Consider the following 25,209-nt stretch of genomic DNA (forward strand, 5'->3'; position numbering starts at 1 on the left):
CTATTATAAAATTGCTGCGAAAATCATGCCAAACGTATATGAGTGCCAAAACCCAATAAGAATAATAAAGGTAGCCTAGTATGCTGTTATTTGGGTTTAGCTATAGATGCCTTGCTGTTACTACTTTTGCAGCTAGTAAATAGTTTTTTCATTTTTCGATGGAGAGTCTTATGCCACCTAACTTCCATGCCGATACCCCACTTGCTCAGCGTATGCGCCCTACTTCTCTTACTGATATTATTGGTCAAGAGCATTTGCTGGCAGCTGGTGCACCGTTACGACGTTTAGTAGAGCAAGGGCATCTGCCATCTATTATTCTGCACGGTGAAGCAGGTATTGGCAAAACGACCATTGCGATGTTGTTAGCTGATGCCGTTAATCGACCTTTTCATGCGCTCTCCGCGTTAAATACTGGAGTCAAACAGTTACGTGAAGTCTTAGATAATAAAGATTCATTGGCATTTGAGTCACCTGTGGTCTTCATTGATGAGATTCATCGCTTTAATAAAGCACAGCAAGATGCTCTATTGGGTGCGGTAGAGTCTGGTGACATTACTTTGATTGGTGCTACCACTGAAAACCCATCATTTAGTGTCAACAACGCTCTACTATCACGTTGCCAAGTATATCGTTTAGAGCCGTTAACGCCTGAGCAGATAAGTACCGTGCTGCAACGAGCCCTCTCAGAAGACAATATACTCAAAAGGTTGACCGTCGATTTACAAGCAAAAGATACCATTAGCCAGCTGGCCCATGGTGATGCTCGAAAGGCGCTAAATTTATTAGAGTTAGCCATTCAGACTGCTGATGCCAAGCAGTCGCCAGTGATTATCGATGATGAATTGGTCAGCCGAGTGGCACAGACTGCTTTGGTAAGATATGACAAAGATGGTGAGCAGCATTACGATATTATCTCAGCAATGATAAAGTCAGTTCGTGGCTCAGATCCAGATGCGGCATTATATTGGATGGCACGTATGCTCGTAGGCGGCGAACCTGCTGATTTTATTGCGCGGCGCTTGGTGATTTTGGCCAGTGAAGATATCGGTAATGCCAATCCTAATGCCTTACTCCTAGCTGATGCAGCATTGCGTAGTGTGCAATCTATTGGTATGCCAGAAGCGCGTATTATTTTAGGTCAAGTTGTGGTGTATCTAGCGACCAGTGCCAAAAGCAATAGCACTTATAAAGCGATCAATGCTGCGATGGCGTTGGCTGAAAAAGATGCCTCCCCTGTACCGCTACACTTGCGCAATGGCGTGACCAAATTGATGCGTAGTCAAGGCTACGGTCAAGGTTATGCTTATCCGCATGATTATCCTAACCATTACTATCCACAAAGCTACTTACCAGATAATTTGGTTGGTACCAGTTTTTACGAGTTTGCAGATAATCAGCGTGAGCAGCACAGTAAGCAGTTTATGGACTGGCTAAAAAGCCAAGCAGCGAGTAATGACTAACTACGATATAGATTAATAAAAATATAACGTACAGATTTATGGGTCAGTTTTAATGTTCATTGATAATATTTATGACTATTTTTGACATACTGAACGATATAGTGGGAAGATGGCGCAGCACGTGACGCTGAAAAGCGTTAAAATAACCTCATAATGATATATACAAGCAATTAAACGAGTCACTTTTATATCAAATGATATTGCTTATAGCGCGATTTACTTGACCGTAGTAGCGCTTTGCTTGACCGTAACAGCGCTTTGTATTATCTACTGCTACAATAAGCAGATAGAGCCTTATATTCTAAATGACACCTATTTATAAATAATAAAATATTGAGATTTACTATGAGTTTAAATGCAATCCCTGAGATTATCGAAGACATTCGTGCTGGAAAAATGGTCATCTTGATGGATGATGAAGACCGCGAAAACGAAGGTGATATCATCATGGCAGCGACGCATGTCCGCCCTGAAGATATTAACTTTATGATTACTCACGCGCGTGGTCTAGTTTGTTTGACCTTATCACAAGCGCGTTGCCAGCAATTGGCACTGCCACTGATGTCAGATCGTAACGAGGCGAAGTTTAGCACCAATTTTACTGTCTCGATTGAAGCTGCTGAAGGCGTCACCACGGGTATTTCTGCTGGTGATCGTGCACGTACTATCCAGGCAGCGGTATCTTCATCAGCAAAGCCTGAAGACATCGTTCAGCCTGGACATATTTTTCCAATTATGGCACAAAACGGCGGTGTTCTTCACCGTGCAGGCCATACAGAAGCAGGTTGTGATTTAGCGCGTTTAGCGGGTCTAGAGCCTGCAGCGGTGATTGTAGAGATTATCAATGCAGATGGTACGATGGCGCGCCGTGACGACCTTGAAATATTTGCAAAAGAGCATGACATCAAGATAGGCACGATTGCTGACCTTATCAACTACCGTATCGCTAATGAGCAGACGGTAGAGGAAATTGAGTCACATCCGTTTGAAACTGAACATGGTACTTTTACGCTACATCGCTTCCGTGAGTTTGGGGCTGAAGAAACACATTTAGCCTTGGTAAAAGGTGATGTCAGCGAAGGTGTCAGCACTGTACGTGTACACGGTTTTCACCCATTACGCGATTTGTTTGCAGCTAAAAACGATATGACTGGCCGTAGTGGCTGGAGCGTACAGTCAGCACTAGAAGAAATCAGTGCTTCAGATCGTGGTGTGCTGGTATGGATTGGTAGCAATCAGCCAGTTGATTTGGGAGATGCGTTGGATAAAGCCGCGGACAACGAGTCGCAATCAACCATCACGCAACAGCCATATCGTAGCATCGGTGTTGGTGCACAGATATTACGTCATTTAGGTGTCCGTGATATGCGCTTATTATCATCACCAATGAAGTTTTTTGCATTGTCAGGTTTTGATCTAAACGTGGTTGATTTTGTTCATGCACCGCAGCAAGACTAACGACTGTTTAAGAAAATAGTTGCAGAATGAGTGATAAAAAAGGCACGCTAACATCCTGTTAGCGTGCCTTTTTTTGTTTTTAGCTTTTAATTTATGATAATTTTTTTGAAAAAATGAACAATCGACTCACATAGAAACCAACCTAAAGCTCAGGCGTATGACCAAACTTGGCTTCCAGTATTAGCAGCTGTTGACGCTCTGCTGCTGTCCATGGCAATTTACTTTTTCCATCACTATCCAGACGCACTACCACAGCCTCTGCTGTAGCAACTATAATCTCTTGTGCGATACTATAGTAACTATATTCCATCGCCATACTTGTATTGCCCAAACGCTTACAACGAACTCCTAATAATAACGTATCAGGATAGGTAACCGGGCGTAAATACTGGCAGCTAGACTGGGCTAAAACAGTGACCATACTGCCATCAAACATACCTAGCGCATGCAAATAACTAATGCGTGCTGACTCAGCATAACGATAGTAAACCACATTGTTCAGATGATTGAAGGCATCCATCTCACCCCACTGTATCGGCTGATGATGAATAACAGGATAATGAGCTAATAATTCCGGGCGGTGTTCGTTTGCTGTATCAGATATAGATGTTGAGCTTTCATTAGAATGGGTCATTGCTTACCTTACGTTTTATATTTTCTGTATTGACTATTGTGACTAGCTTTCGTTAGCGTTGCGGCTTGTCTAAAATTTCTGTCGTCAATAATGGCGTTGGTTTTGGTGCATGAGCAATCAATTGATTTAGCCATACAATTACTTCTGGTATGTCACTCGGCGCTTTCATTGTCTCAAGATTACTTTGACCATCGATTGGTTTTTTATCGGCTTGTACAATGCCAATCGCACCAGCTTGTGCTGACTTTTTATTGTCGCTAGTTGAAGCTTTAGGCACCAACGTTTTTAACTGTTTGCGTGCTTGCGCCAAATAGCTGACAAGTTGATCTTGCTTACGCATATTGCTGGCTTGGCTTGCTAAATTCAACGTCATGATGACTTCATGGATAGTGAGCTGACGACGCGTTAAGTTTGTACCACTAGTCGCTGAGGTATCAGTAGCATTGGTTGCTTTAGGCTGCTGTTTATTTTCAATAGCTGCATCTACCAGCTCTCGACGCTGTAAATCCGTACCTTCATAGCTGCCAAGACGCTCATGACTGTGCAAAAATTCCTGAATATTTTGAATCGCAAGATTTTGTATTTGCCACGGGCTTGGCTGCGAGCTTTGTGCCTGCAGACGCTCAATATCTTTGAGCAAACTTTGCTTAATAACGATGGTTAACGCAGGCGCAATCTCATTACTGCTTTGCGACAACTGCCAATGTAGACCTCGCAATAACTCAATCGCGGCACTGTCATTACTATCCGCCAACAGTCTATCAGCAGCTTTGATTTGGATACGCAACAGGTCCAACTGATTCTGCGCTTGGCTACTGGCCTTAACTCTAGGTTCTGGCAGCGTCTGCTGACTCATAGCAAATAGACGATCGTCCATTTCGTTTAGTCGACTGATTACTTGCTCATTGCTCTGCAAACGATCGTTGACACTATGCTGAAAGCGCTGCTGACTAATATATAACCACAATAATGCAGCGATCAGTAATAAGATAACCAGCCATTGCATCCGTAGCAGCAAAATATTTGCTTGCCGGCGCTGCTGAACAGTAGAAGGATCCTTAGATAAGGACTCAGAATTCATTGACATAAGGCAGTACCGTTATTGGTATAGATAAACATGTTTAAAGCAAATAAGAAGTTTTAGGTATTATATTTTAGAATGAATGGCTGAGAAAATCGTATCTGGCGACAAATCCTCTACTCGCCAGTAGCTCAACTGCTGTGCTGCAACCATATTGGCAAGACGATCACCCAATACAACGTAAGAAAAGTCTTTTAGCGTAAGCGAAAGTCGCTGTGCTATATCAGCCACTGCATCCGTATTTTGCTTTTTGTCTAACGTCTTTGATTGGTCGTCATTGACGATATTTGACCAATGCTCAAAAGCTGCCGCACTGCTGATGACGACAATTGGCTTTGGCTGCTTTGGTAGGGCAATATCTGATGCAGTACTATGAGTAAGAAATGCTTGTTGCCACTGCTGGTACTCAGCCATTGCATCGATAGGCATTGTACGCTCGTACCAAGCAATACTATCAATATGTATACCGCGCGCCTGCAATGTATCAACCAATAATCGTCGTCCACCAAGTCCGCGCCATATCAGCAATTTATCGCCTGCTTGTAAGCTATCGATTTCAGGCATTGCTAGCATGCCTTCGTTATTGGCAGTCTCAGGCTGAAGTATTTGATAGTCTGTTGTGTCTATACGCACCTGACTGAACTCTGCCGCCGTTGCTTTACCAACCGCAATTAGAGGACTAGGTAGTGACAAACCTTCTGGTAATCTCTGCACATACTTGCCATTACTATCTTTCGTTTTGTATTTACGCTTTTCATGTTCAAGTGACTGCCAAACTGCTAGCCCTGAAGCGGCAGCAGTTGGGCTAACGATAACAAGCGCTTTGTATTCCCCCGCCAACCACTGATGCATTAATGCAATATCTAGATCAGTTGTTGGACGTGGTCGTAGCGTCAACATTGGCATTTCAACCACTACCAATCCTGCCGCTTGCAAATGCTGCGTCAACGGTGCTGCTCGCTCTACTGGGCGAGTATTGATGACAACTTGCGGCATTACTTTTGACTTCTCATTAGAACAATTCCTATGAGAAGCTGTGTATGTAGATTGAGTTGGCATTGATGACATCGATATACCATGACAAAAGAAGAATGAAAAAAGTGCAAGCCTACAAAAATGGCTGATGCTTAGATCAGCCTATCTTACGGTTAATCAAACCTATAGCGACTGTACTTGTCCTACTCAGGCTGATAGATCGCTGACAAAATAGCGCCTGCACCATCGGCAAGTAGCATTTCTGCGACATCGATGCCCAATTGGTTGGCTTGGGCTTCTTGCTCAGCTTGTGTCCCAACCAACGTAGCTCGTTTGTCCGCCTTCAACAATTCGCTACCATCAGCCTGACCCACTCGACCGCGTAACCACAATACATTACCGCTATCGTTATTACCATTATCACCATTGTTATCATTATTAACACTGGTTTCTTCAGCTGTCTGCAAAACTGCATAAGCGGCAATCGGTACTTGGCAACCGCCCTCTAGATGACGGTTCAGAGCACGCTCAGCGATAAGTCGAATACGGGCTTTATTATCATTGAGTGGTGCAAGTAATTTGAGGACTTCTTCATCGCCTTCACGGCATTCTATCGCTAAAGCACCTTGCCCAACTGCAGGCAAGCAAGCTGCAATGTCAAGCTCACCGCGTATTCTCTCGTCCAGCTCAATACGTTGCAAGCCGCTCGTTGCCAGAATAATGGCATCGTATTCACCAGCATCTAGCTTGCCCAAACGAGTGCCAACATTGCCGCGCAAGGTTTTGATTTGCAGGTCAGGACGATAGGCTTTGATCTGGCATTGACGACGTAAACTTGATGTTCCAACGACTGCACCTTGCGGTAGCTCATCAATACTATTATAAGTGTTTGAGACAAAAGCATCCGTTGGTGAAGCACGTTTGCAATAGACACCTAATGTGAGGCCTTCAGGAAGCTGCATGGGTACATCTTTTAGCGAGTGCACTGCAATATCGGCTTGCTTTTCATACAGCGCTTGCTCAAGCTCTTTTACAAACAACCCTTTACCACCGATTTTGGCCAAAGGTGTGTCCAAAATCTTGTCACCCTTAGTGACAATTTTTAGTAAATTAATCGTCAGATTAGGATACAGCGCTAATAAACGATCACGAATATGCTCAGCCTGCCATAAGGCTAGCGGACTTTGACGTGTAGCGATATTTAGAGTAGTCAAAACAGGTTGCTGCGGATTGCTCATAAAGGGCCTCAATAAGTTCGATACTAATACTATAGTGGCTATAGTCCCAATGTCAGTACTGTTCATATTTATACTGAGTAATATCGATATTACTCGATAGGGCAAGTTTGCCAAAGCATAGGCGACTCAAATGATTAATAGTAGATGCTGACGCAAAAAAATACCCCTATTTAAGCATAAATAAGGGTTTGATGATATGGAATGATTGGTCGCTATCAGGACAGCCTATTACATGCTTTGGATTTTATCACGTAAGGCAGGTAAGTGACGACGACTGACCGCTAGCGTCTCATCAATACCTTTAAATCGTATCTGATACTGGCCTGCATCCAAAGTTTCTAAAAAGTCCAAATAACTAAGGTTGATGATGGCATTGCGATGTACTCGGAACAGACGATCATCAAACTCTTGCTCTAACTCTTTTAGCGTTTCATCAATCAATACCATGCCATCTTTGTGACGTACTTTGACGTATTTTTGATCTGCTGCAAAATAGTAGATATCTTTTAGCTTAATCAGTTCAACACCGCGATGTGTACGAGCAGCGATATGTTCACGTATTGGACGTGCTGTCGGATCTTCAAGCTTGCGAATTTCGTTTAGTTGAGCGGCATTTAGGTTCTTTGCTTTGTTTAATGCCTCTAGTAGCTCATCTTTGTTCGCAGGTTTCAACAAATAGCCAATTGCATTGGCTTTTAACGCTGCGATTGCATAATGGTCGTATGCCGTCACAAATATAATCGCTGGTGGATGCTCAAGTTTGGCAAGTTCTTGAGCGCAGCGCACTCCATCCATTTCAGGCATTCGAATATCTAATAATATAATATCTGGCTGCTGGGTTTTTACAGCGACGATGGCTTCTGCACCTGTTGTGGCCTGAGCAACTACCTCATGGCCTGACTCCTGTACAATTCTCACCAAGCGCTCACGCGCTAGGGGCTCATCATCACAAACTACGATACGCATGCAAACTCCCATCCAAGGACATACTTAATATTTTTTTCAATAGTATTACGGCTATATTAGCACTCATTATCAATCACTTAGAATATATAATCTAAATTATTTAATAAAATTCTGACGAAAACTACCAGTTTTTATAACGGACAATATACTCCTGCTATAGGTAGATTTTATATGGTGTAATTGTGTTTCACGGTAGTTATGATATTACTCATTCGTAATCATTATTTATCAAACATAAATCATGACGTCTATACATGGTGCTGCAATAAGTATGCCACATATGCTTTTAAGAGTTGAAAAAATGAAGAAAGCTAATAAAGAACAGTAGGTTATAAACCGACGTCTTGTAGAGGATAGTCGATGATGGTGATAATCTGCGTACTGGCTACTGAGCTCTGGATATCAGCACTTTGTCCAAAATGGGCGCGCAAACGATCAGCTTGAATATAGAAATTCATATGTTGGCGCAAGTCATGGTTGATAATTAGTGTCTTTTTGGGAAGCGCAACATCAATCATGATTTTGACTTGGTGTTGTTCCCACGTGACTTCGATATTAATGCAGATAGTTTCTGTGGTCATCTCTACCACATTGAGGAGTATTTTCTCTAGCACGCTCTGTAGCGTCAGCGCAGTGATAACCATGTCATACATGATATCTTCTTCAGGTAACTTCCAATTGACTTCGAGCTTGTCTGCTAAACGACTAGATTCGATTGCCAAATAATGCTCACAAAGATCAACCTCTTCTTCAAAGCTAATCTCACGTGTACCACTAAAACTAGCACGGAATAGTGCAGAGACATGCTGTAATAAGTCAGCGGCTTTAGGCGGGTTCGATTCAATCAGAGATACAAGTGTATTGATAGTATTAAAGAAAAAGTGCGGGGCCGTACGGGCTTTTATTAGATCATTTTGCGCAGTCAATTTATATTCAAAGGATAGCTTAAGTGCATTAAGCTCACGGTAGCTGCGCAAAAAATATAATAAAAATACAGTCGTAAAACCGCCAGACAACACTGTATTAAGCACGATATTTACTACAAACGTGCGACTATCATATGCTAGCCAACCGAAATTAATCATAGACAACGTTACTAACGCCATCGAAACTGCAGCAGCAAACATCAGTAACAGTACAATCCGCATACTTACGCTAAGAATACTGGCATTTTTAAATGCAGGGCGTAGGTAGTCAACTAAATACAGTGAGGGAATAACTGTTAGAGCGTTTTGAATGAAACTACGTAGAAACTGAATCATGAAATCTGACCAAGTGGCTAAGCTATGGCGCTCCATTACCGTTAGGAACAAGGACCAAAAAAAGATATATGTCAGCCACTGCCAAGGCCTCATGATTTCCATGAGTTTAGGAATAAAAAACTCTAAGCGTGTAGCTAGTAAGGCAACCTCATCATTTGCTATACTCGAGTTCTTATTCTCTTGACTTGTCTTGTACCGATATGAACGCCAATTCTTCAAAACCTAGTAATCCTGAATCAAGTAAAAGTTCATCTGACTCTGATTTTAGCACAGATGCTCCTACAACAAGTACCACAACGCAGACTGCGCCTACTAGTAGTCAAGGCCAACAAATGTGGGGCGGACGATTTAGTGAAGCGACAGATAGCTTCGTTGCCGCCTTTACTGCCTCTGTTGGCTTCGACCAGCGCTTTGCTCGTCACGATATTCAAGGCTCGATTGCTCATGCAACGATGCTAAAAGAATGTAATATTTTAACTGCTGATGAAGTTGCCACCATTATCGATGGCCTGCAGCAAGTATTGCGTGAGATTGAAGCGGGAGAGTTTAACTGGTCGATCGCTCTGGAAGACGTGCACATGAATGTCGAGTCACGTTTGACTGACATCATAGGTGCCGTTGGTAAAAAGCTACATACTGGACGTAGTCGTAACGATCAGGTAGCCACAGACATTCGCCTATGGTTGCGCGAAGAGACTGATAATATTATTGAGTTATTAGTACGCTTGCAAAGCGGCTTGCTTGATTTGGCTGAGCAACATACTGATACTATCATGCCAGGCTTTACTCATTTGCAAACGGCACAGCCTGTTAGCTTTGGGCATCACGTGATGGCATGGTTTGAGATGTTATATCGCGATACTGAGCGTCTTGTCGATGCACGTCGCCGTATCAATCAGATGCCACTTGGTAGCGCAGCGCTTGCTGGTACGACTTTCCCAATCGATCGTACCATCACTGCTGAATTGCTAGGTTTTGAAGGTATTTGCCAAAACTCACTCGATGCCGTTTCAGACCGTGACTTTGCGATTGAGTTTACTTCAGCAGCATCTATCCTGATGATGCATATGTCGCGTATGAGTGAAGAGATTATTCTTTGGATGTCAGCGCAGTTTAATTTTGTGCAAATACCAGATCGCTTCTGTACTGGCTCATCGATCATGCCGCAAAAGAAGAACCCTGACGTACCTGAGTTGGTACGCGGTAAAGCGGCGCGTGTCTTTGGTCAGTTGATGACTTTGCTGAGCCTAATGAAAAGCCAGCCACTCGCCTACAACAAAGACAACCAAGAAGACAAAGAGCCTTTGTTTGATTGCGTTGATACGTTGACAGGTTCGCTATTAGCATTTGCTGATATGCTACCCAACATTACGCCAAACGTCGATGCCATGCGTGCTGCTACGATGAAAGGTTATGCAACTGCCACTGACTTGGCAGATTACTTAGTACGTCAAGGCGTGGCATTCCGTGACGCGCATGAAGTGGTTGGTAACGCTGTTGCTTTAGGCATCAAAGAGGGAGTTGATCTAAGTGACTTGTCATTAGCACAGCTACAGCAATTTAGCGATGCTATCGGTGAGGATGTCTTCGATTATCTAACGCTAGAAGGCTCATTAGCAGCTCGTGACCATTTGGGTGGCACTGCGCCAAACCAAGTCAAGCAAGCAGTGGTCAATGGCCGTGCTCGCTTAAAAGCCTTTGCCTAATCAGTACTTTTGAATAAAAGCTAACCTGCTAATATAAATTTAACACCCGCTATCTACGCGGGTGTTTTTATTTGTCCTATGACCTTTACCGGTTTAGCCAATGTCATTTTCAAAATATCGCTAGTTTTAAGAACTTAAATAAAAAAATTAAACGTAGACAATATTTGTTATACATCAACTACCAGAGACTTTATAACAAATGGATAGAGGCTTGACGATATACATTAGTACCCTTTGCTAAATCTCCCAAGACCGTTATCATAGACTCATATGATATTTGATTTAATCACTTAATATAATAAATAAGGAATGCCTTATGACTGAGACTTTTAACCCTCAAGCAAATACTGTTTTTTGCCGTAAATATAAGCAAGATTTACCGAAGATGCCGCATCCACCCTTCCCTAATAAAAAAGGTCAAGAGCTGCAAGAGACCGTATCTGAAAAGGCGTGGAAAGAATGGCTTGAGCATCAAACTATGCTCATTAATGAAAACCATCTAAGTATGATGGATCCTGCTGCTAAAAAGTTTTTAACAGAGCAACGTGATAAGTTCTTAGACAATGAAGACTATGAGCGCGCACAAGGCTGGACACCAGAAAGCTAGAATTTAACTACCTTCTACTAGCTACATTTAGTAGTTATAAAAAAACGCGCTTACTATAGCGCGTTTTTTATTGTAAGGTGAAAATCACAGTCTTTCTTATCAGCCTTCATCACTATCTGACGTTTCAAGCTCATTGGCTGACAATGTACTGACTTGACGAGCAGCTAAGCGATCATTGGCTTCTTGCACCGCTTTTTCGACCATGGCATAGTCTGAATGACGCACGTCTTGCCCACTGATATAGTTAATGACTAGTTCTGCGACATTTTGTGCATGGTCACCGATACGCTCAAGCGATCGTAATATCCACATAATATTAATGACTTTTGATACATGGCGTGAGTCTTCCATAATATAGGTCATCAAAGCACGTATGGCTGACTGATATTCGGTATTGACCACACTATCATTACGCATCACTTCAAACGCTTGCTCCGCATTTGATTGACTAAAAGCTTCTAGCGAGTTGTTTAGCATCAGACGAACTTGATTGCTCAGATGCTGAACTTCAGCATAGCCGTATGCTGATTTGCCTTCTGCCGCAATTTTACTGGCCATTCGCGCAATTTTTACCGCTTCATCGCCGATACGTTCCAAATCAACCACACCTTTACTGATTGACATGACCAAACGTAAATCTCCGGCTGCAGGCTGGCGTTTTGCCACTAACAACAAGATATGCTCATCAAGCTCTACTTCCATTCGATTGATGTCGAAGTCCATATCGATGACTTCTTGCGCCAGTGACTCATCTTTATCGATGAGCGCGTGAATGGCTTTTGCTACTTGGTTCGCAGCACTGTCACCCATATATAAAAACAAGCGGATGGCTTCATCAAGATCTTGGTCAAAACTTTTGGAGATATGCTTATCACTTTGCATGAGAGGTATTCCCTAGAATCTATATTTTAATAGCGCAGTGTGCTTGTAAAGTTAGAAAGTCGGCTTATGGCTAATCAGCTTTGTCTGCTTGTACCGATTTCAATCTCAATCAATGTTAGCCATAACGACCTGTAATATAGTCTTCTGTCGCGGTTTGGGTAGGTTTGGTGAATATCTGATCGGTCTCACCCATCTCAATCATATCGCCCAAATACATATAGACCGTATAGTCAGATACGCGTGCCGCCTGCTGCATATTATGAGTGACGATAGCGATGGTATAGTCGTTTTTCAGATCTTCAATCAAATCTTCGATAGCACCCGTCGAAATAGGATCCAACGCTGATGTCGGTTCATCAAGCAACAGCACTTCAGGTTTGGTCGCGACACTACGTGCGATACACAGACGCTGCTGCTGACCACCTGATAACGACAATCCTGATGCTTTTAGCTTGTCTTTCACTTCTGGCCACAGCGCTGATTTTTTCAGTGCCCACTCGACGCGATGATCTAGCTCGTCTTTGCTTAATTTTTCATATAGTCGTACGCCAAAGGCGACATTGTCATAGATTGACATCGGGAACGGCGTTGGCTTCTGAAAAACCATACCAACTTGTGCGCGTAATAGGTTCACATCGATGTCTTTACCCAAGATGTTTTTGCCATCTAGATTGATATTGCCCTCTGCGCGCATACCTGGATATAGATCGTACATGCGGTTAAAGGTACGTAGTAGCGTAGATTTGCCACAACCTGAAGGACCAATAAAAGCGGTCACTTTTTTATCCGCGATATCGATATTGATGTTTTTTAATGCCTGAAAATCATCGTAATAGAAGTTTAGATCTCGAACTTCCATTTTTGCAGCAGGCATGTTCTTAGGAATATCTTGAATCGTTTGCTTATTAAAATCAGCAGTGTTTGGTTGCTGAGCTTGGGCGCTAGTAGACATGGGTCTATTTAATAGGCTACCTGTTGCCGTATTAAAGTTGTCAGCAGTCGTGTTCGTACGGACGTTGCTTAGGACATCATTCATAATATTTCAACCTAGCTCAATTAATTTCATATAAGTTTAAGTAAATGCTTAGCGTGTAGCGTACTACGGTCTGGTCTGCTCTCAGCCCTTATCTAGGCTGACCTCTACCACCGATAAATCTTGCTAATATATTCAACACTAGAACAGATGCGGTGATAAGTAGTGCTGCCGCCCAAGCCAACGTATGCCAGTTGTCATAAGGACTCATCGCAAACTGGTAAATGGTATTGGGTAAGTTAGCAATAGGCTGACCCATATCTGTACTGAAGTATTGATTGTTAAGTGCAGTAAATAGTAATGGCGCTGTCTCACCAGTGATTCGAGCAAAAGCCAATAGCACACCTGTGGTCAGTCCCGCGCGCGCAGCTTTTACCGTGACCTGAGTGACCAATTTCCATTTAGGAGTCCCTAGCGCATAGGCTGCTTCGCGTAGACTATTCGGTACCAGGTTCAGCATGTTTTCTGTCGTACGTACGACCACTGGAATGACAATCAATGCCAATGCCAACGCGCCTGCCCAACCAGAGAAACTTTGACCTTTTACCATCAGTGCATAGATAAATAGACCGATGACAATCGATGGCGCTGACAATAGAATATCATTTAAAAAGCGAGTGATCTTGCCTAGCATACTGCCTTTAGAAAACTCCGATAAGTAAATACCTGTCATAAGACCAATAGGTGCACCAATGAACAATCCTGAAAACGCCAACATGACCGAACCAACAATAGCATTGCGCAAACCGCCTGCACTCATTGGTGGCGGCGTATCAGCGGTAAAGATTGGCAGCTGTACCATGCCTTGGAAGCCTTCAACAAACAAAGTCACCAAAATCCATGACAACCAAAACAGGCCAAAAACCATCGCTGACATGGCAAAGCCTAGACCTAACTTGTTGGTCAAACGACGCTTGTTATAAAGGCTTTGATTGTAACGGGTAGCGCCGTTTGGCTTAGTAGGTAGTGGTGCATTGATCGTATTGTTAGCAGGCATAATATTTATTTCCCATATCTTTTATCAATATCTATCAAGGTTCAATAAATCGGTAACAGACTTATCGGTTACCTGCTTTGTGATCCATGCGCATGAGCATCAGTTTTGCTAAAGACAGCACAATGAAGGTGATGACAAATAAGATTAAGCCTAGATGTAGTAGAGACGCAAGATGTAGCTCACTAGACGCTTCAGCAAACTCATTGGCCAAGGCCGAGGTAATCGTCACACCAGACGTGAATAGGCTTGGACTGATATTAAACGCATTACCAATCAAGAAAGTAACTGCCATCGTCTCACCCAATGCTCGACCAAGACCCAAAATTACACCACCAACGACACCAGCTTTGGTATAAGGCAAGATAATCTTGAACATGACTTCCCAAGTCGTCGCACCCATGCCATATGCTGACTCTTTCAGTAAGTCTGGTACGACAGAGAAAACATCACGCATGGTGGCAGCGATGAACGGTATGATCATAATGGCAAGTACTAGGGATGCGGTAAACATACCCAGTCCCATAGGCGCACCTGCAAACAGTTTACCGACAATAGGCAAAGGGCCGACGTGCTCAATAAACCATGGCTGAATGTGATCACCAAAAAATGGCGCAAATACGAACAATCCCCACATACCATAAATGATAGATGGGATACCAGCCAACAACTCAATGGCGATACCAAGTGGTTTTTTGAGGAACTTAGGGCACATCTCGGTTAAAAATATCGCAATACCGAAACTGACTGGAACCGCGATAATAATAGCGATAAATGAGGTGACTAAGGTACCGTAAATAGGCGCTAATGCCCCGTATTCATTGGCGACTGTATCCCAGTTATTGCTGGTATAAAATCCCAAACCAAACTCTTGAATACTCGGCCACGCTCCAACGATTAGAGACACCAAAATGCCCCCTAAAGATAGGAGGACGAGTATGGCAAACGCTTTAGTAGAGTTCACAAATAAAGCGTCGTAACGTTTTTGTTTAGCCAGTTGGGACCTTAAGTCTGTCATAAGTGTCTCAGCATTGAATGGGATGAATCGAAATATTAAAAAGATGTATCTTAGGTTTTAACACAACAAACTTAAATGGGATGAGTAAACATATCTATCGAGATGTATTCATCAAATTTGCTGTGTTAAAACCTCTCAAACAACTACCGGAGAATAGTTATTCGAGAGGATAACTTGTAGGATGCTAAATAGTATTTAGCAGAAACAAATTACTGAGCTGGCTTGTAGACAGGCTGTCCATCGCTACCTTTTACTTCGTTCCACTTCTCTTTGAACAAGGCCACTGCCGTGTCAGAGAATGGTACGTAGTCTAGTTCCATGGCGCTGTCATCACCTTGGGTATAAGCCCAGTCAAAGAAGTTCAACACGCCAGCGACTTGCTGAGGATTTTCTGGTTGCTTATGTACCAAGATAAAGGTCGCAGCAGCGATAGGCCATGCTTGGTCGGTTTCAGAGTTAGTGATGACTTTATAAAAGCCTTCTTGTTGTGACCAATCGATATCACCTGCCGCAGCAAACGTCTCAGCAGATGGCTGTACGATGTTACCAGCTGCGTTTTTCAGTGCAGTATGTGACATCTTATTTTGCTTAGCGTAAGCATACTCAACATAGCCGATAGAGTTTTTCATGCGGTTTACATAGCTTGATACGCCTTCGTTACCTTTACCGCCTGCACCAGTAGCAGAGGTCGGCCATTTGACGGTTTTATCAACACCAACGGTGTCTTTCCAGTCTGGTGAAACCTTGGCAAGATAGTCAGTAAAGTTGAAAGTCGTACCTGAACCATCTGAGCGGAATACTGTTGTGATTGGGGCATCTGGCAAGGTCAAATCTGGGTTCATCGCCTTAATTGCAGGGTCATTCCAGTTACTGATTTTACCCAAATAGATATCAGCCAACGTTGTGCCGTCTAGCTTCAGTGCACCAGGCTCAACGCCATCAATGTTGACGATTGGTACAACACCACCGATGACCGTTGGGAACTGAATCAAACCTGCTTCGTCTAACTCTTCAGGCGTCATCGGTGCATCAGAAGCACCAAAGTCTACTGTTTTTGACTGAATTTGTTTGATACCACCAGATGAGCCAATCGACTGATAGTTGACTTGGCCACCGGTCGCAGCATTATAGTCATATGACCATTTCGCATAGATAGGCTGCGGGAACGACGCACCTGCACCTGTAATATTCATAGCGATATTTTCAGCAGATTTAAAATCTGACGTAGCAGAAGATGCTGTCTGAGAGGTTGTTTCAGCTGTTGTCACAGCGCTACTGCTAGTATCAGCAGTTGGCTCCGCCGTATCTGTTGACTTATTACACGCCGTAAGCATTAATGTACAACTGACGGCCACTGCTAATAACGAATAACGCATGTAGGACTCCTGAAGTTTAACAACGGTATAAAAAAGCATTGCTTGTGATATGCGTGTTATCTTGCCAAATCTTTATGACAGTTTAATGACAACTTCTAGAATCCTTCATTCGCTTTACATAATATTTGAATAATTTGTCTACAACCTAATAATACTAAGCATCCTCATCTATCAATACTCAAAAAAATTATTCATGAAAATATGGAACTGTATGTATGATACAGAGTATTTGTATCCAAATACCATTAGCCGTTGGTACAGAATTTTGTTAGTATGAAGGCTGATTTACAACACTGACAGACTCGGGGTGCGGTGTATTTTTGGCTCACTTTATTAAACTTGCTTTATTAAAGTAGTCGCCTTAATACATTCGCTGAGAGATCACCCGCCGAACCTGATGCGGTTAGTACCGACGCAGGGAAGTCTTAAGCACTTTGTTATTTATGGCAAAGGGCGCGTAGAAATACATTTTTATCGTCACTACTGTCTTAATATGCGTGATGCATAACCAGATAAGAAGAGAGGATATAAAGCTGCGCCCAATATTTGATGACCACCATGCACGACAATACTTTTTGGTCGAAGTTGTGGGTTCATGATATAAATTTGTATAAATGACGGATGCCTACCCCCGCAGATACTGGCGGTGTTGATTTTATTCAAAAACCAACACGCTAGGACAGCATATGACTACTGCAGACACTACCTCAATTGCACCGAAAGCCCAAACGCATAACCCAGCCGACAACTCAACGCTTGCTTCAAATGCTGCTGACACGACCAACGTCAAAGCAGATAAAAAAGCAGATGCGCTAAAAACCCCTGCCCACCGTGCCGCAAGTGATGCCCGTTTCGAAGAAGATGCGCGCGACCTACACCGTATTTTACCTGCCTCAAGAAAAGTCTATATCGAAGGCTCAAGACCTGACATCCAAGTACCGATGCGTGAAATCAGCTTGGCTGATACGCCTGTTGGTGGCACTGGAGATAAAGACGGTGAGCATAATCCACCGTTTTATGTGTATGACACTTCAGGTGTATATACCGACCCTAATGTCGATATCGACCTCACACGTGGATTGCCAAAACTGCGTGAGAACTGGATCGCTGAACGTGGTGATACCGAGCAATTAAGCGGCCTATCTAGCTCATACGGACAAGCACGTGCTCGTGATATCAGCACTGCTAACCTCAGATTTGCTCATATCGATAAACCGCGTCGCGCCAAAGCAGGACAGAACGTCACGCAAATGTACTACGCGCGCCAAGGCATCATCACCCCTGAGATGGAATATATCGCCATACGCGAAACGCAAAAGCAGCATGAACTGACCGATATGCGTCAACATGATGGCGAAAGCTTCGGTGCCAATACGCCTCAAATCATTACCCCTGAATTTGTTCGTGATGAAGTGGCGGCTGGACGCGCAATTATCCCAAACAACATCAACCACCCTGAATCTGAGCCGATGATCATTGGGCGCAATTTCTTGGTGAAAATCAATGCCAATATTGGTAACTCAGCGCTTGGTTCGTCTATCGATGAAGAAGTATCCAAAATGACGTGGGCAACACGTTGGGGTGCGGATACCATTATGGATTTATCAACGGGTAATCATATTCATGAAACCCGTGAATGGCTAATCCGTAACTCTCCTGTGCCGATTGGTACGGTACCGATTTATCAAGCATTAGAAAAAGTCGATGGTGTCGCTGAAGATCTGACGTGGGAAATATTCCGTGATACGTTGATTGAACAAGCAGAGCAAGGCGTGGACTACTTTACTATTCACGCCGGCGTTCTGCTCCGCTATGTACCGCTCACCGCAAAACGTTTGACAGGTATCGTCTCACGCGGCGGCTCTATCATGGCGCAGTGGTGTCTAGCCCATCACAAAGAAAGCTTTTTATATACGCATTTCGAAGACATCTGCGAGATTATGAAACAGTACGATGTGGCATTTAGTCTAGGTGATGGCCTACGTCCTGGTTGCTTGCAAGATGCCAATGATGAAGCACAGTTCGGTGAGCTACGTACACTTGGTGAATTAACCAAAGTCGCATGGGAGCACGATGTACAGGTAATGATCGAAGGCCCTGGACATGTGGCAATGAACCGCATTAAAGAAAACATGGACTTGCAGCTTGAGCTATGTGCTGACGCGCCTTTCTATACTTTAGGGCCATTAACGACAGACATCGCTCCAGGCTATGACCATATCACTAGCGCTATCGGAGCTGCGATGATTGGTTGGTTTGGTACAGCGATGCTGTGCTATGTCACGCCAAAAGAACACTTGGGTCTGCCAAACAAAAAAGACGTCAAAGACGGTATTATTACTTATAAAATTGCTGCACACGCTGCTGACCTTGCTAAGGGTCATCCAGGAGCACAGGCACGTGATAACGCACTATCTAAAGCTCGTTTCGAATTCCGCTGGGATGATCAGTTTAATCTAGCGCTCGATCCAGATACTGCACGCGAATATCATGATGAGACGTTGCCAAAAGACGCACACAAATCGGCACACTTTTGCTCCATGTGTGGCCCTAAGTTTTGTTCAATGAAAATCACTCAAAACGTGCGTGAATATGCAGCGGGACTGGATAAAGATGCTGCTAATAAAAAAGTGACGCCGCAAACAGGCGACCTAACCGATGCTGGCCACCTAATCAAAGAGGTAGATACAGAGCTCGTCGGACAAGTTGGTGAAGCCACTGCTGAGGAAATTCGCCAAGGCATGGCGGAGATGACTAAGAAATATAACAACGAAGGACGTCAGTTGTATAAAGAGGTGTAGGATTAATAACCGATACTTTTGAAATAAGAAAAGCCCTACTATTTAAGTATTTGCACACTTATCTAGTAGGGCTTTTTTGTAATCTGACATTCAGTGACAATGCTTTTATACCATTATTCAGAATGAACTCAAATATAGATAAATCCTTGTAGGTACTATTTGGGCGAGAGAGATATTATCTATTTCGGATAAAAACAGAGTATAAAAAAGCTAGTACAAACCTACAAATAATATATATCCAGACAAATAAAAATAGACAATTATTATATATCGAGTAATATATCCGTAAGAAACACTAACATTTCCGTTAGTTAACATTCAGGGTAAAAGCATGAATCATATTTATCGTGTTGTCTTTAATCATTCTTTAGGTGTCTATCAGTGCGTATCTGAACTTGCCAAAACTTGTGGCAAATCTTCTGGTAAATCATCAACCTCTACCTCAAACAACAATTTTGCCTTACGCGCATTATCAACTGCTCTGTTTAGCGTGCTCGGACTGAGTATAGCCAGTGTGACTCATGCCATCACCTATGACAATGGTGCAGTAAACATGGTAGGTAATGGCTATACTATCGTTGACGATATCGTGAAAAATGATAGCACCATTCTGAAGAATAATGATGATGATGTGAATACCAATTATTATATGCAGATGAATGGTGATCAAGAGATACCTTCACGTCTTCTGATTACAGACAACGGAGTAGTACAGACTGACCAGCTCCAGATCAGTAACAATGCATTAGTAAATATTGAAGCTGGAGGACGTTTAGAAGCTAACGATATATATACAAATGGCTTCTACAGCCCAGTTAACCAACAAGTATCTGGTGATATTAGAATTAATGTAAATGGTTCAGAGTCATTACTACAGGCTCGAGACTCTCTAGCAATTAACGCTCGAAATGCACAAGCAATCACACTTACCGTAGAAAACGGTGGCAAGGTCGAATCAAACTATCTACAAATATACTCATATATTGATGACAGTCAGGGATCTCAACTAGCAACAGGTGGTAAGTCTAGTGTTTATGTCAACGGTTTAGGCTCATCACTTAATATCCAAGATCAGTCATATATTGTCTCTCAAGGTTCAACCAGCACACTTACCGTAGAAAACGGCGGCAAGGTTGAGATGAATAGTTTAGATGTACTCGCATTTAGAAATATAGACTCTAATATCTCTAGCAATAGTATCGTGAATATAAGCGGTAATGGAACCTCATTGAGTGCAAGTAATTTGTACGTTAGTAGTGCTTATTATAATGGTATTAATGATATTAATGATATTAATGATATCAGTATTAATATTAATGACGCAGCTGTTTTGAACACTACTAACACATATATTGCTTCATCTGCTGACGTAGATACAAAAGTATCCTTGGTAAGTGGTGCACAGTGGAATAATGAAGAAGCCTTATATATTGGTGTTTCTGATTCTCGGTATGGCAATCCTACTCCTGAAACAGAGCTTGAAACTGCATTTTTAGAGATAGGTGGAAAAGATACCAAAGTATCTACAATGGATCTTTTCGTAGGGGCTGCTGCTAGAGGTAAAGGTCAAGTTGATGTTACCGATCAAGGCAAACTAGAAGTGACTCGTCAGTTGCAGCTCGGTGGCTCTGATACTGAAGGCGCAAATGCAGTAGGTGAATTGACAGTAGATAATGCTACTTTGATCGCGCCCGTAACTGTCGTAGGTGCTTTCGGCAGCGGTACATTAAATGTTGTTAACAATGGCGTCGTAAATACTCAAAATATCGAAAGATTTGAGAACTCTGTAAAATCGGAAGTCAACTTTGACAATGGCACATTGGAACTGACAGAGTTTCAGCCAGAATTATTCAGAAACTTCACGGGTGACAACCTCATTAATTTAGGCGCAGGTGGCGGTACAATTGATACCGCTGGATTTAATGCGCGCTTATTCGAAAATACTATGCTAGCAGGCAGTGGTGCTGTTATCACTGGTGCAGGTGACTTTACCAAGAAAGGTACTGGCATGCTAGCGATGGCGACTACTGCCAAACAGTGGACAGGTGCTACTAACATTAAACAAGGTACACTTAGTCTAGACGGCGATTACACCATGCGTGATGGTGAAATACTAGGTATTAGCTTAAATAGTCTTGATGACTATGGTCAACTAGTTGTGACAGGTGCTGCTGACATTAGTCAGGGTCAGTTGCAAGTCGATGCATCAGAAGCTGTGACAAAAATGACTGGTAGTAATGAGTGGACAGATATTATTAGCGCAAGCAGTCGTACTGGTGAATTCACTGCTATCAATGATAATAGTCCATTGGTGAGCTTTGAAGCAGATTATAGTAATGCTGATGCTGTAAATCTCAAAATGATAGTACCTGTTGTTACACCTGAGCCACCAGTAGTTACACCTGAGCCACCAGTAGTTACACCTGAGCCACCAGTAGTTACACCTGAGCCACCAGTAGTTACACCTGAGCCACCAGTAACCAATACAACGTTCCTTCAATCAGTGATCAGTCGTTCTAATCGAAATGACACAGGCATCGCTTATGTATTAGATAAAGCCATCCAAGATCGTGTGACAAACGGTGATAATGCGTTGGCTGATAGCTTGATTAGCTCGACCCTCAACTTTAATCAGTCTCAGCTTGCTACAGCTGCCAACCAGTTGCAGCCATTATTTATGGGCGCGACCAACCGTATCATTACTGATGCTAACTATGCAGCATCTGATGCTATTCAGGAACATAGCCAGACTGTTCCTCAACGTAACCTTTGGGCTCAGCTAATTGGCAATAACGGTAGCCATGATGCAGAAGAAGGCGTTACTGGTTATGATTCTGAAGCATATGGTGCCATTGTAGGATTAGACACCCCTATTAATAATGATCTTAATCTAGGCGTTGCGTTCTCTTATATCAAGAGCGATGCTGATACCGATGGCACCAGTCTTGATCAGGAGCTAACCGCCAAGAACTGGCAAGTGCTTGGCTACGGTAACTATGCTGTAAGCGATGCGACTGATCTAAATTTCCATGCAGGTCTAGGTAAGAGCGATGTCGAAGGTGAACGTCGTATAACCATACTGACAGATGCTGTTGCACAATCTGATTATTCTGTTGATACCTTACAAGCAGGATTAGGAGTTGCTCATCGTATTGGTACTCAGCAGCGTAATGTTACTCCGTTCGCTCAGGTAGACTATGCGCGTGCCGAGAGCGATAGCTATCGTGAAACAGGGGCTGGTGTCTACAATCTGAACGTTGATGAAAATACCTATGAGTCAATGCGTTGGACTGCAGGACTACGTTTATCGCAGGCTCTAACACCAGCGATTGCACTGACTGGTCAATTGGCTGCTGCTGTTGAGAATGGTGACCGTCGATCTGATGTTACGGCAAGCTTTATTAGTATGCCTAATGATAAGTTCACTACCATTGGTCAAGAAATTGGAAGCGAGATTGGTATTGTAGGCATTGGTTTGAGCTATACACCAACCATCAATACTAAGCTATCTGTAGGTTATCGTGGTGAGTGGCGTGATAATTACGACAGTCAAGGCGCTAATGTGTCCTTACAAACAACCTTCTAAAGCTCAATATATCTATATAAAGCAAAAAGCTTGAATCTAATCATATTAGGTTCAAGCTTTTTTGTATTACTGACTTAAATTTACTAGTACGTATTTGGTTTTACACTTTCGATGCTTCATAAATCTCTTCAATTGAAGCATTAATTGTCTCAGCAAACTCGCTATCGCTTTGTTGCTTACTCAAACCTTCGGTAAAAGCACGCGAGAAGCTCGCAATCATACCTGGGTTTTGTTTGAGCTTGGCACAAGCATCGCTACGACTATAACCACCAGACAGCGCCACAACTTTTAGTACTTTTGGATGGTCAATCAACTCCTGATAAAACCCTGTTTCTTCTGGCAATGTTAGCTTCAGCATCACTTGATGTTCGTCATTTAAGCGTTCCAGATTGCGCAGGATATTGGCTTTTAACAGTACTTCGCACTCATGCTTTTGGGCACTGTCGATGTTGACCTCTGGCTCAACGACTGGCATCAAGCCTTTTGAGATGATTTGCTTTGCCACATCAAACTGCTGCTGTACCACAAGCTCGATACCATCGACATTTGGCTCATAGATGACTGAGCGCATTTTAGTACCGAATACAGGATAGTTTTTTGCTTTATCTAATAATAGATCTAGATTCGGAATTGGCTTCATAACTTGTACGCCGCTCATTTGCTCAGCCAGTCCTTTATCTACCTTTAAAAATGGTACGATACTTTTATCTTCCCATAGGTAATTAGCCGTCGACTTGCCATTGACTTCGCGCTCCATGGTATCTTCAAATAAAATTGCACCAAGTACACGCTCGCTATCAAAACAGTCGCACGTCATGATACGAGCACGCATTTCATGAACCAAATCAAACATGGCTTCATCGTTATCATAGTCGTCGCTGCTGACACCATAAGTCTCTAACGCTTTCGGTGTACTGCCGCCACTTTGATCAAGAGCAGCAATAAAACCTGAACTATTTTTTATACGCTGTAATTGCTTATCGTATTCCATTGAGCCTGCATCCTATTTTTATTGGTTAAGTTAAATATCATAAACTAAGCTTTTTTATTCCATACAAGCCGTGTTATTTGTAGATAACCTTATCATAGGATGATTTATATGCCTATATAGGATACGTGACAATATAGCTAAAAAATTATGAAACCAGTACTTTGAACAGAGTCCATTACGCTAAAAACAGCACCCCTACACAGCAGACTGCCAATACTAATCCTATTATATTGATACGGTTTAGCTGCTCTTTAAACACTCCTACGCCAATCAATGTCGCTACGGCAATAACACCGACATTCATACCAGTAAAAACAATACTAGGAGAATCATGCAGTACTTGGTGTGCCCGTACATAGGCATAGATATTACCCATGTTTAATGCGCCGATCAACAAACCTGTCATAAGCGCTTGTTTTTGCCAACGTACCCGTGTGACAAGTAAATAGATTAAAAGCAATACGCCTGCTACGCCGAAGCTAACCAGTAGAGTTAATGGAAAGGCTGCCCCTTGTTTGGCAACTTGTTTGAACAAAATATCAATAATGCCGTAGCCTGCCCATACCCCGAATAGCCATAGTGGCGTCTGCTTTGCTTGCCGAGTAATATCGTTATGCTGTGGTCGATAGACGAGCGCACCTAATGCCAGAAAACCCAACGCCAGTCCAAGTATACGTGTACCAGTCAGCACCTCACCGAATAGCAAAAAAGCCGCTACGATGGGAATAATGAGTGATAAGCGCTGAGACGCGTCGGTTGCTACCATCCCCACCGCTTCAATAGCTCGTCCGAGGATGATAAATACAGCAGGCAATAGTACCCCAAGCGCAATGATGATGCCCCAGGCGCTATCAAGCGCATGTATAGCACCCACATCAGGTTTTAGTAACACCCAAGTCAGTAAAAAAGCCACAGGATAGCCTGCCACGATAGTCTGACGAATATCTATATTTTTCTGGCGCAATATTTTCAAAAGTACTGAGACAGCAACGCTACATAGCACCGCTATTATTAAATACATCATTCACTGCTACCTTTTGAACTTCAATGTTGAGTTATTACTGTTCGTATATTTATAAAAACCATTAAATAAAATGCCTGCTAATCAGCTGATTTTTGCAATAAAATCATGCTTATAAAA

Annotated in this window: 19 protein-coding genes and 1 riboswitch; of the genes, 6 read left to right on the plus strand and 13 right to left on the minus strand. The window is 42.8% G+C overall.

Annotation, left to right across the window (positions count from 1 at the left end; all coding sequences use genetic code 11):
- Window positions 1-170 precede the first annotated feature (170 nt).
- Together ACQKCP_RS07935 and ribBA are read left to right on the plus strand one after the other, a co-directional pair.
- Window positions 171-1,460 (plus strand): replication-associated recombination protein A, encoded by a 1,290-nt coding sequence (locus ACQKCP_RS07935; protein WP_427611925.1) that lies wholly within the window; start codon window positions 171-173, stop codon window positions 1,458-1,460.
- A 345-nt stretch (window positions 1,461-1,805) separates the two neighbouring features.
- Window positions 1,806-2,918, plus strand: coding sequence for a bifunctional 3,4-dihydroxy-2-butanone-4-phosphate synthase/GTP cyclohydrolase II (gene ribBA / locus ACQKCP_RS07940; RefSeq protein WP_057757842.1), 1,113 nt, complete (start codon window positions 1,806-1,808; stop codon window positions 2,916-2,918).
- A gap of 142 nt (window positions 2,919-3,060) precedes the next feature.
- On the opposite strand, the gene ACQKCP_RS07945 is transcribed toward ribBA, so the two are convergent.
- The 6 genes from ACQKCP_RS07945 to ACQKCP_RS07970 all read right to left on the minus strand — a co-directional run bounded on the left by ACQKCP_RS07945 (window position 3,061) and on the right by ACQKCP_RS07970 (window position 9,074).
- Window positions 3,061-3,552: an acyl-CoA thioesterase gene (locus ACQKCP_RS07945; RefSeq protein ID WP_427611926.1), complete on the minus strand. Its 492-nt coding sequence runs from the start codon at window positions 3,550-3,552 to the stop codon at window positions 3,061-3,063.
- 52 nt (window positions 3,553-3,604) lie between these two features.
- Entirely contained in the window at window positions 3,605-4,639 is a 1,035-nt protein-coding gene (locus tag ACQKCP_RS07950) for a hypothetical protein (protein WP_427611927.1), read from the minus strand.
- A 60-nt stretch (window positions 4,640-4,699) separates the two neighbouring features.
- The gene (locus tag ACQKCP_RS07955) at window positions 4,700-5,629 is read right to left on the minus strand and encodes a uroporphyrinogen-III synthase (protein ID WP_427611928.1); all 930 of its coding nucleotides are present in this window, start codon (window positions 5,627-5,629) and stop codon (window positions 4,700-4,702) included.
- Window positions 5,630-5,811: 182 nt separating this feature from the next.
- On the minus strand, window positions 5,812-6,846 hold the full coding sequence (hemC, locus tag ACQKCP_RS07960) for a hydroxymethylbilane synthase (protein WP_427611929.1): 1,035 nt from the start codon (window positions 6,844-6,846) through the stop codon (window positions 5,812-5,814).
- Window positions 6,847-7,074: 228 nt separating this feature from the next.
- Complete coding sequence (locus ACQKCP_RS07965; protein ID WP_102078269.1) at window positions 7,075-7,812, minus strand: LytR/AlgR family response regulator transcription factor; 738 nt, start codon at window positions 7,810-7,812, stop codon at window positions 7,075-7,077.
- A 329-nt stretch (window positions 7,813-8,141) separates the two neighbouring features.
- Window positions 8,142-9,074: a histidine kinase gene (locus ACQKCP_RS07970; protein ID WP_397476674.1), complete on the minus strand. Its 933-nt coding sequence runs from the start codon at window positions 9,072-9,074 to the stop codon at window positions 8,142-8,144.
- 332 nt (window positions 9,075-9,406) lie between these two features.
- Here ACQKCP_RS07970 and argH point away from each other — a divergent pair, with 332 nt between their 5' ends.
- Window positions 9,407-10,780 (plus strand): argininosuccinate lyase, encoded by a 1,374-nt coding sequence (gene argH / locus ACQKCP_RS07975; protein ID WP_427612038.1) that lies wholly within the window; start codon window positions 9,407-9,409, stop codon window positions 10,778-10,780.
- 316 nt (window positions 10,781-11,096) lie between these two features.
- On the plus strand, window positions 11,097-11,387 hold the full coding sequence (locus ACQKCP_RS07980; protein ID WP_057757820.1) for an oxidative damage protection protein: 291 nt from the start codon (window positions 11,097-11,099) through the stop codon (window positions 11,385-11,387).
- 99 nt (window positions 11,388-11,486) lie between these two features.
- Here ACQKCP_RS07980 and phoU read toward each other — a convergent pair whose 3' ends face one another.
- The 5 genes from phoU to pstS form a co-directional block, all read right to left on the minus strand.
- Window positions 11,487-12,269, minus strand: coding sequence for a phosphate signaling complex protein PhoU (gene phoU, locus ACQKCP_RS07985; protein ID WP_427611930.1), 783 nt, complete (start codon window positions 12,267-12,269; stop codon window positions 11,487-11,489).
- A 115-nt stretch (window positions 12,270-12,384) separates the two neighbouring features.
- Window positions 12,385-13,221 (minus strand): phosphate ABC transporter ATP-binding protein PstB, encoded by an 837-nt coding sequence (gene pstB / locus ACQKCP_RS07990; protein WP_101204716.1) that lies wholly within the window; start codon window positions 13,219-13,221, stop codon window positions 12,385-12,387.
- A gap of 172 nt (window positions 13,222-13,393) precedes the next feature.
- Window positions 13,394-14,299, minus strand: a complete 906-nt coding sequence (gene pstA / locus ACQKCP_RS07995) for a phosphate ABC transporter permease PstA (RefSeq protein ID WP_427611931.1) — start codon at window positions 14,297-14,299, stop codon at window positions 13,394-13,396.
- A gap of 61 nt (window positions 14,300-14,360) precedes the next feature.
- Window positions 14,361-15,314, minus strand: coding sequence for a phosphate ABC transporter permease subunit PstC (pstC, locus tag ACQKCP_RS08000; protein ID WP_427611932.1), 954 nt, complete (start codon window positions 15,312-15,314; stop codon window positions 14,361-14,363).
- 209 nt (window positions 15,315-15,523) lie between these two features.
- Window positions 15,524-16,690, minus strand: a complete 1,167-nt coding sequence (gene pstS, locus ACQKCP_RS08005; RefSeq protein WP_057757805.1) for a phosphate ABC transporter substrate-binding protein PstS — start codon at window positions 16,688-16,690, stop codon at window positions 15,524-15,526.
- Between the two features lie 293 nt (window positions 16,691-16,983).
- A riboswitch (TPP riboswitch) is annotated at window positions 16,984-17,128 on the plus strand.
- A 248-nt stretch (window positions 17,129-17,376) separates the two neighbouring features.
- Here pstS and thiC point away from each other — a divergent pair.
- Together thiC and ACQKCP_RS08015 are read left to right on the plus strand one after the other, a co-directional pair.
- The gene (gene thiC / locus ACQKCP_RS08010; RefSeq protein ID WP_427611933.1) at window positions 17,377-19,491 is read left to right on the plus strand and encodes a phosphomethylpyrimidine synthase ThiC; all 2,115 of its coding nucleotides are present in this window, start codon (window positions 17,377-17,379) and stop codon (window positions 19,489-19,491) included.
- Between the two features lie 331 nt (window positions 19,492-19,822).
- Window positions 19,823-23,077: an autotransporter domain-containing protein gene (locus tag ACQKCP_RS08015; RefSeq protein ID WP_427611934.1), complete on the plus strand. Its 3,255-nt coding sequence runs from the start codon at window positions 19,823-19,825 to the stop codon at window positions 23,075-23,077.
- A gap of 100 nt (window positions 23,078-23,177) precedes the next feature.
- Here the strand turns inward: ACQKCP_RS08015 and ACQKCP_RS08020 are convergent, their stop codons facing one another.
- Together ACQKCP_RS08020 and ACQKCP_RS08025 are read right to left on the minus strand one after the other, a co-directional pair.
- The gene (locus tag ACQKCP_RS08020) at window positions 23,178-24,068 is read right to left on the minus strand and encodes a fructose bisphosphate aldolase (RefSeq protein WP_427611935.1); all 891 of its coding nucleotides are present in this window, start codon (window positions 24,066-24,068) and stop codon (window positions 23,178-23,180) included.
- A gap of 175 nt (window positions 24,069-24,243) precedes the next feature.
- Window positions 24,244-25,092 (minus strand): EamA/RhaT family transporter, encoded by an 849-nt coding sequence (locus ACQKCP_RS08025; protein WP_427611936.1) that lies wholly within the window; start codon window positions 25,090-25,092, stop codon window positions 24,244-24,246.
- Between the last annotated feature and the right edge of the window lie 117 nt (window positions 25,093-25,209).

The organism is Psychrobacter sp. NPDC078631, assembly GCF_050268165.1.
Lineage (GTDB): Bacteria > Pseudomonadota > Gammaproteobacteria > Pseudomonadales > Moraxellaceae > Psychrobacter.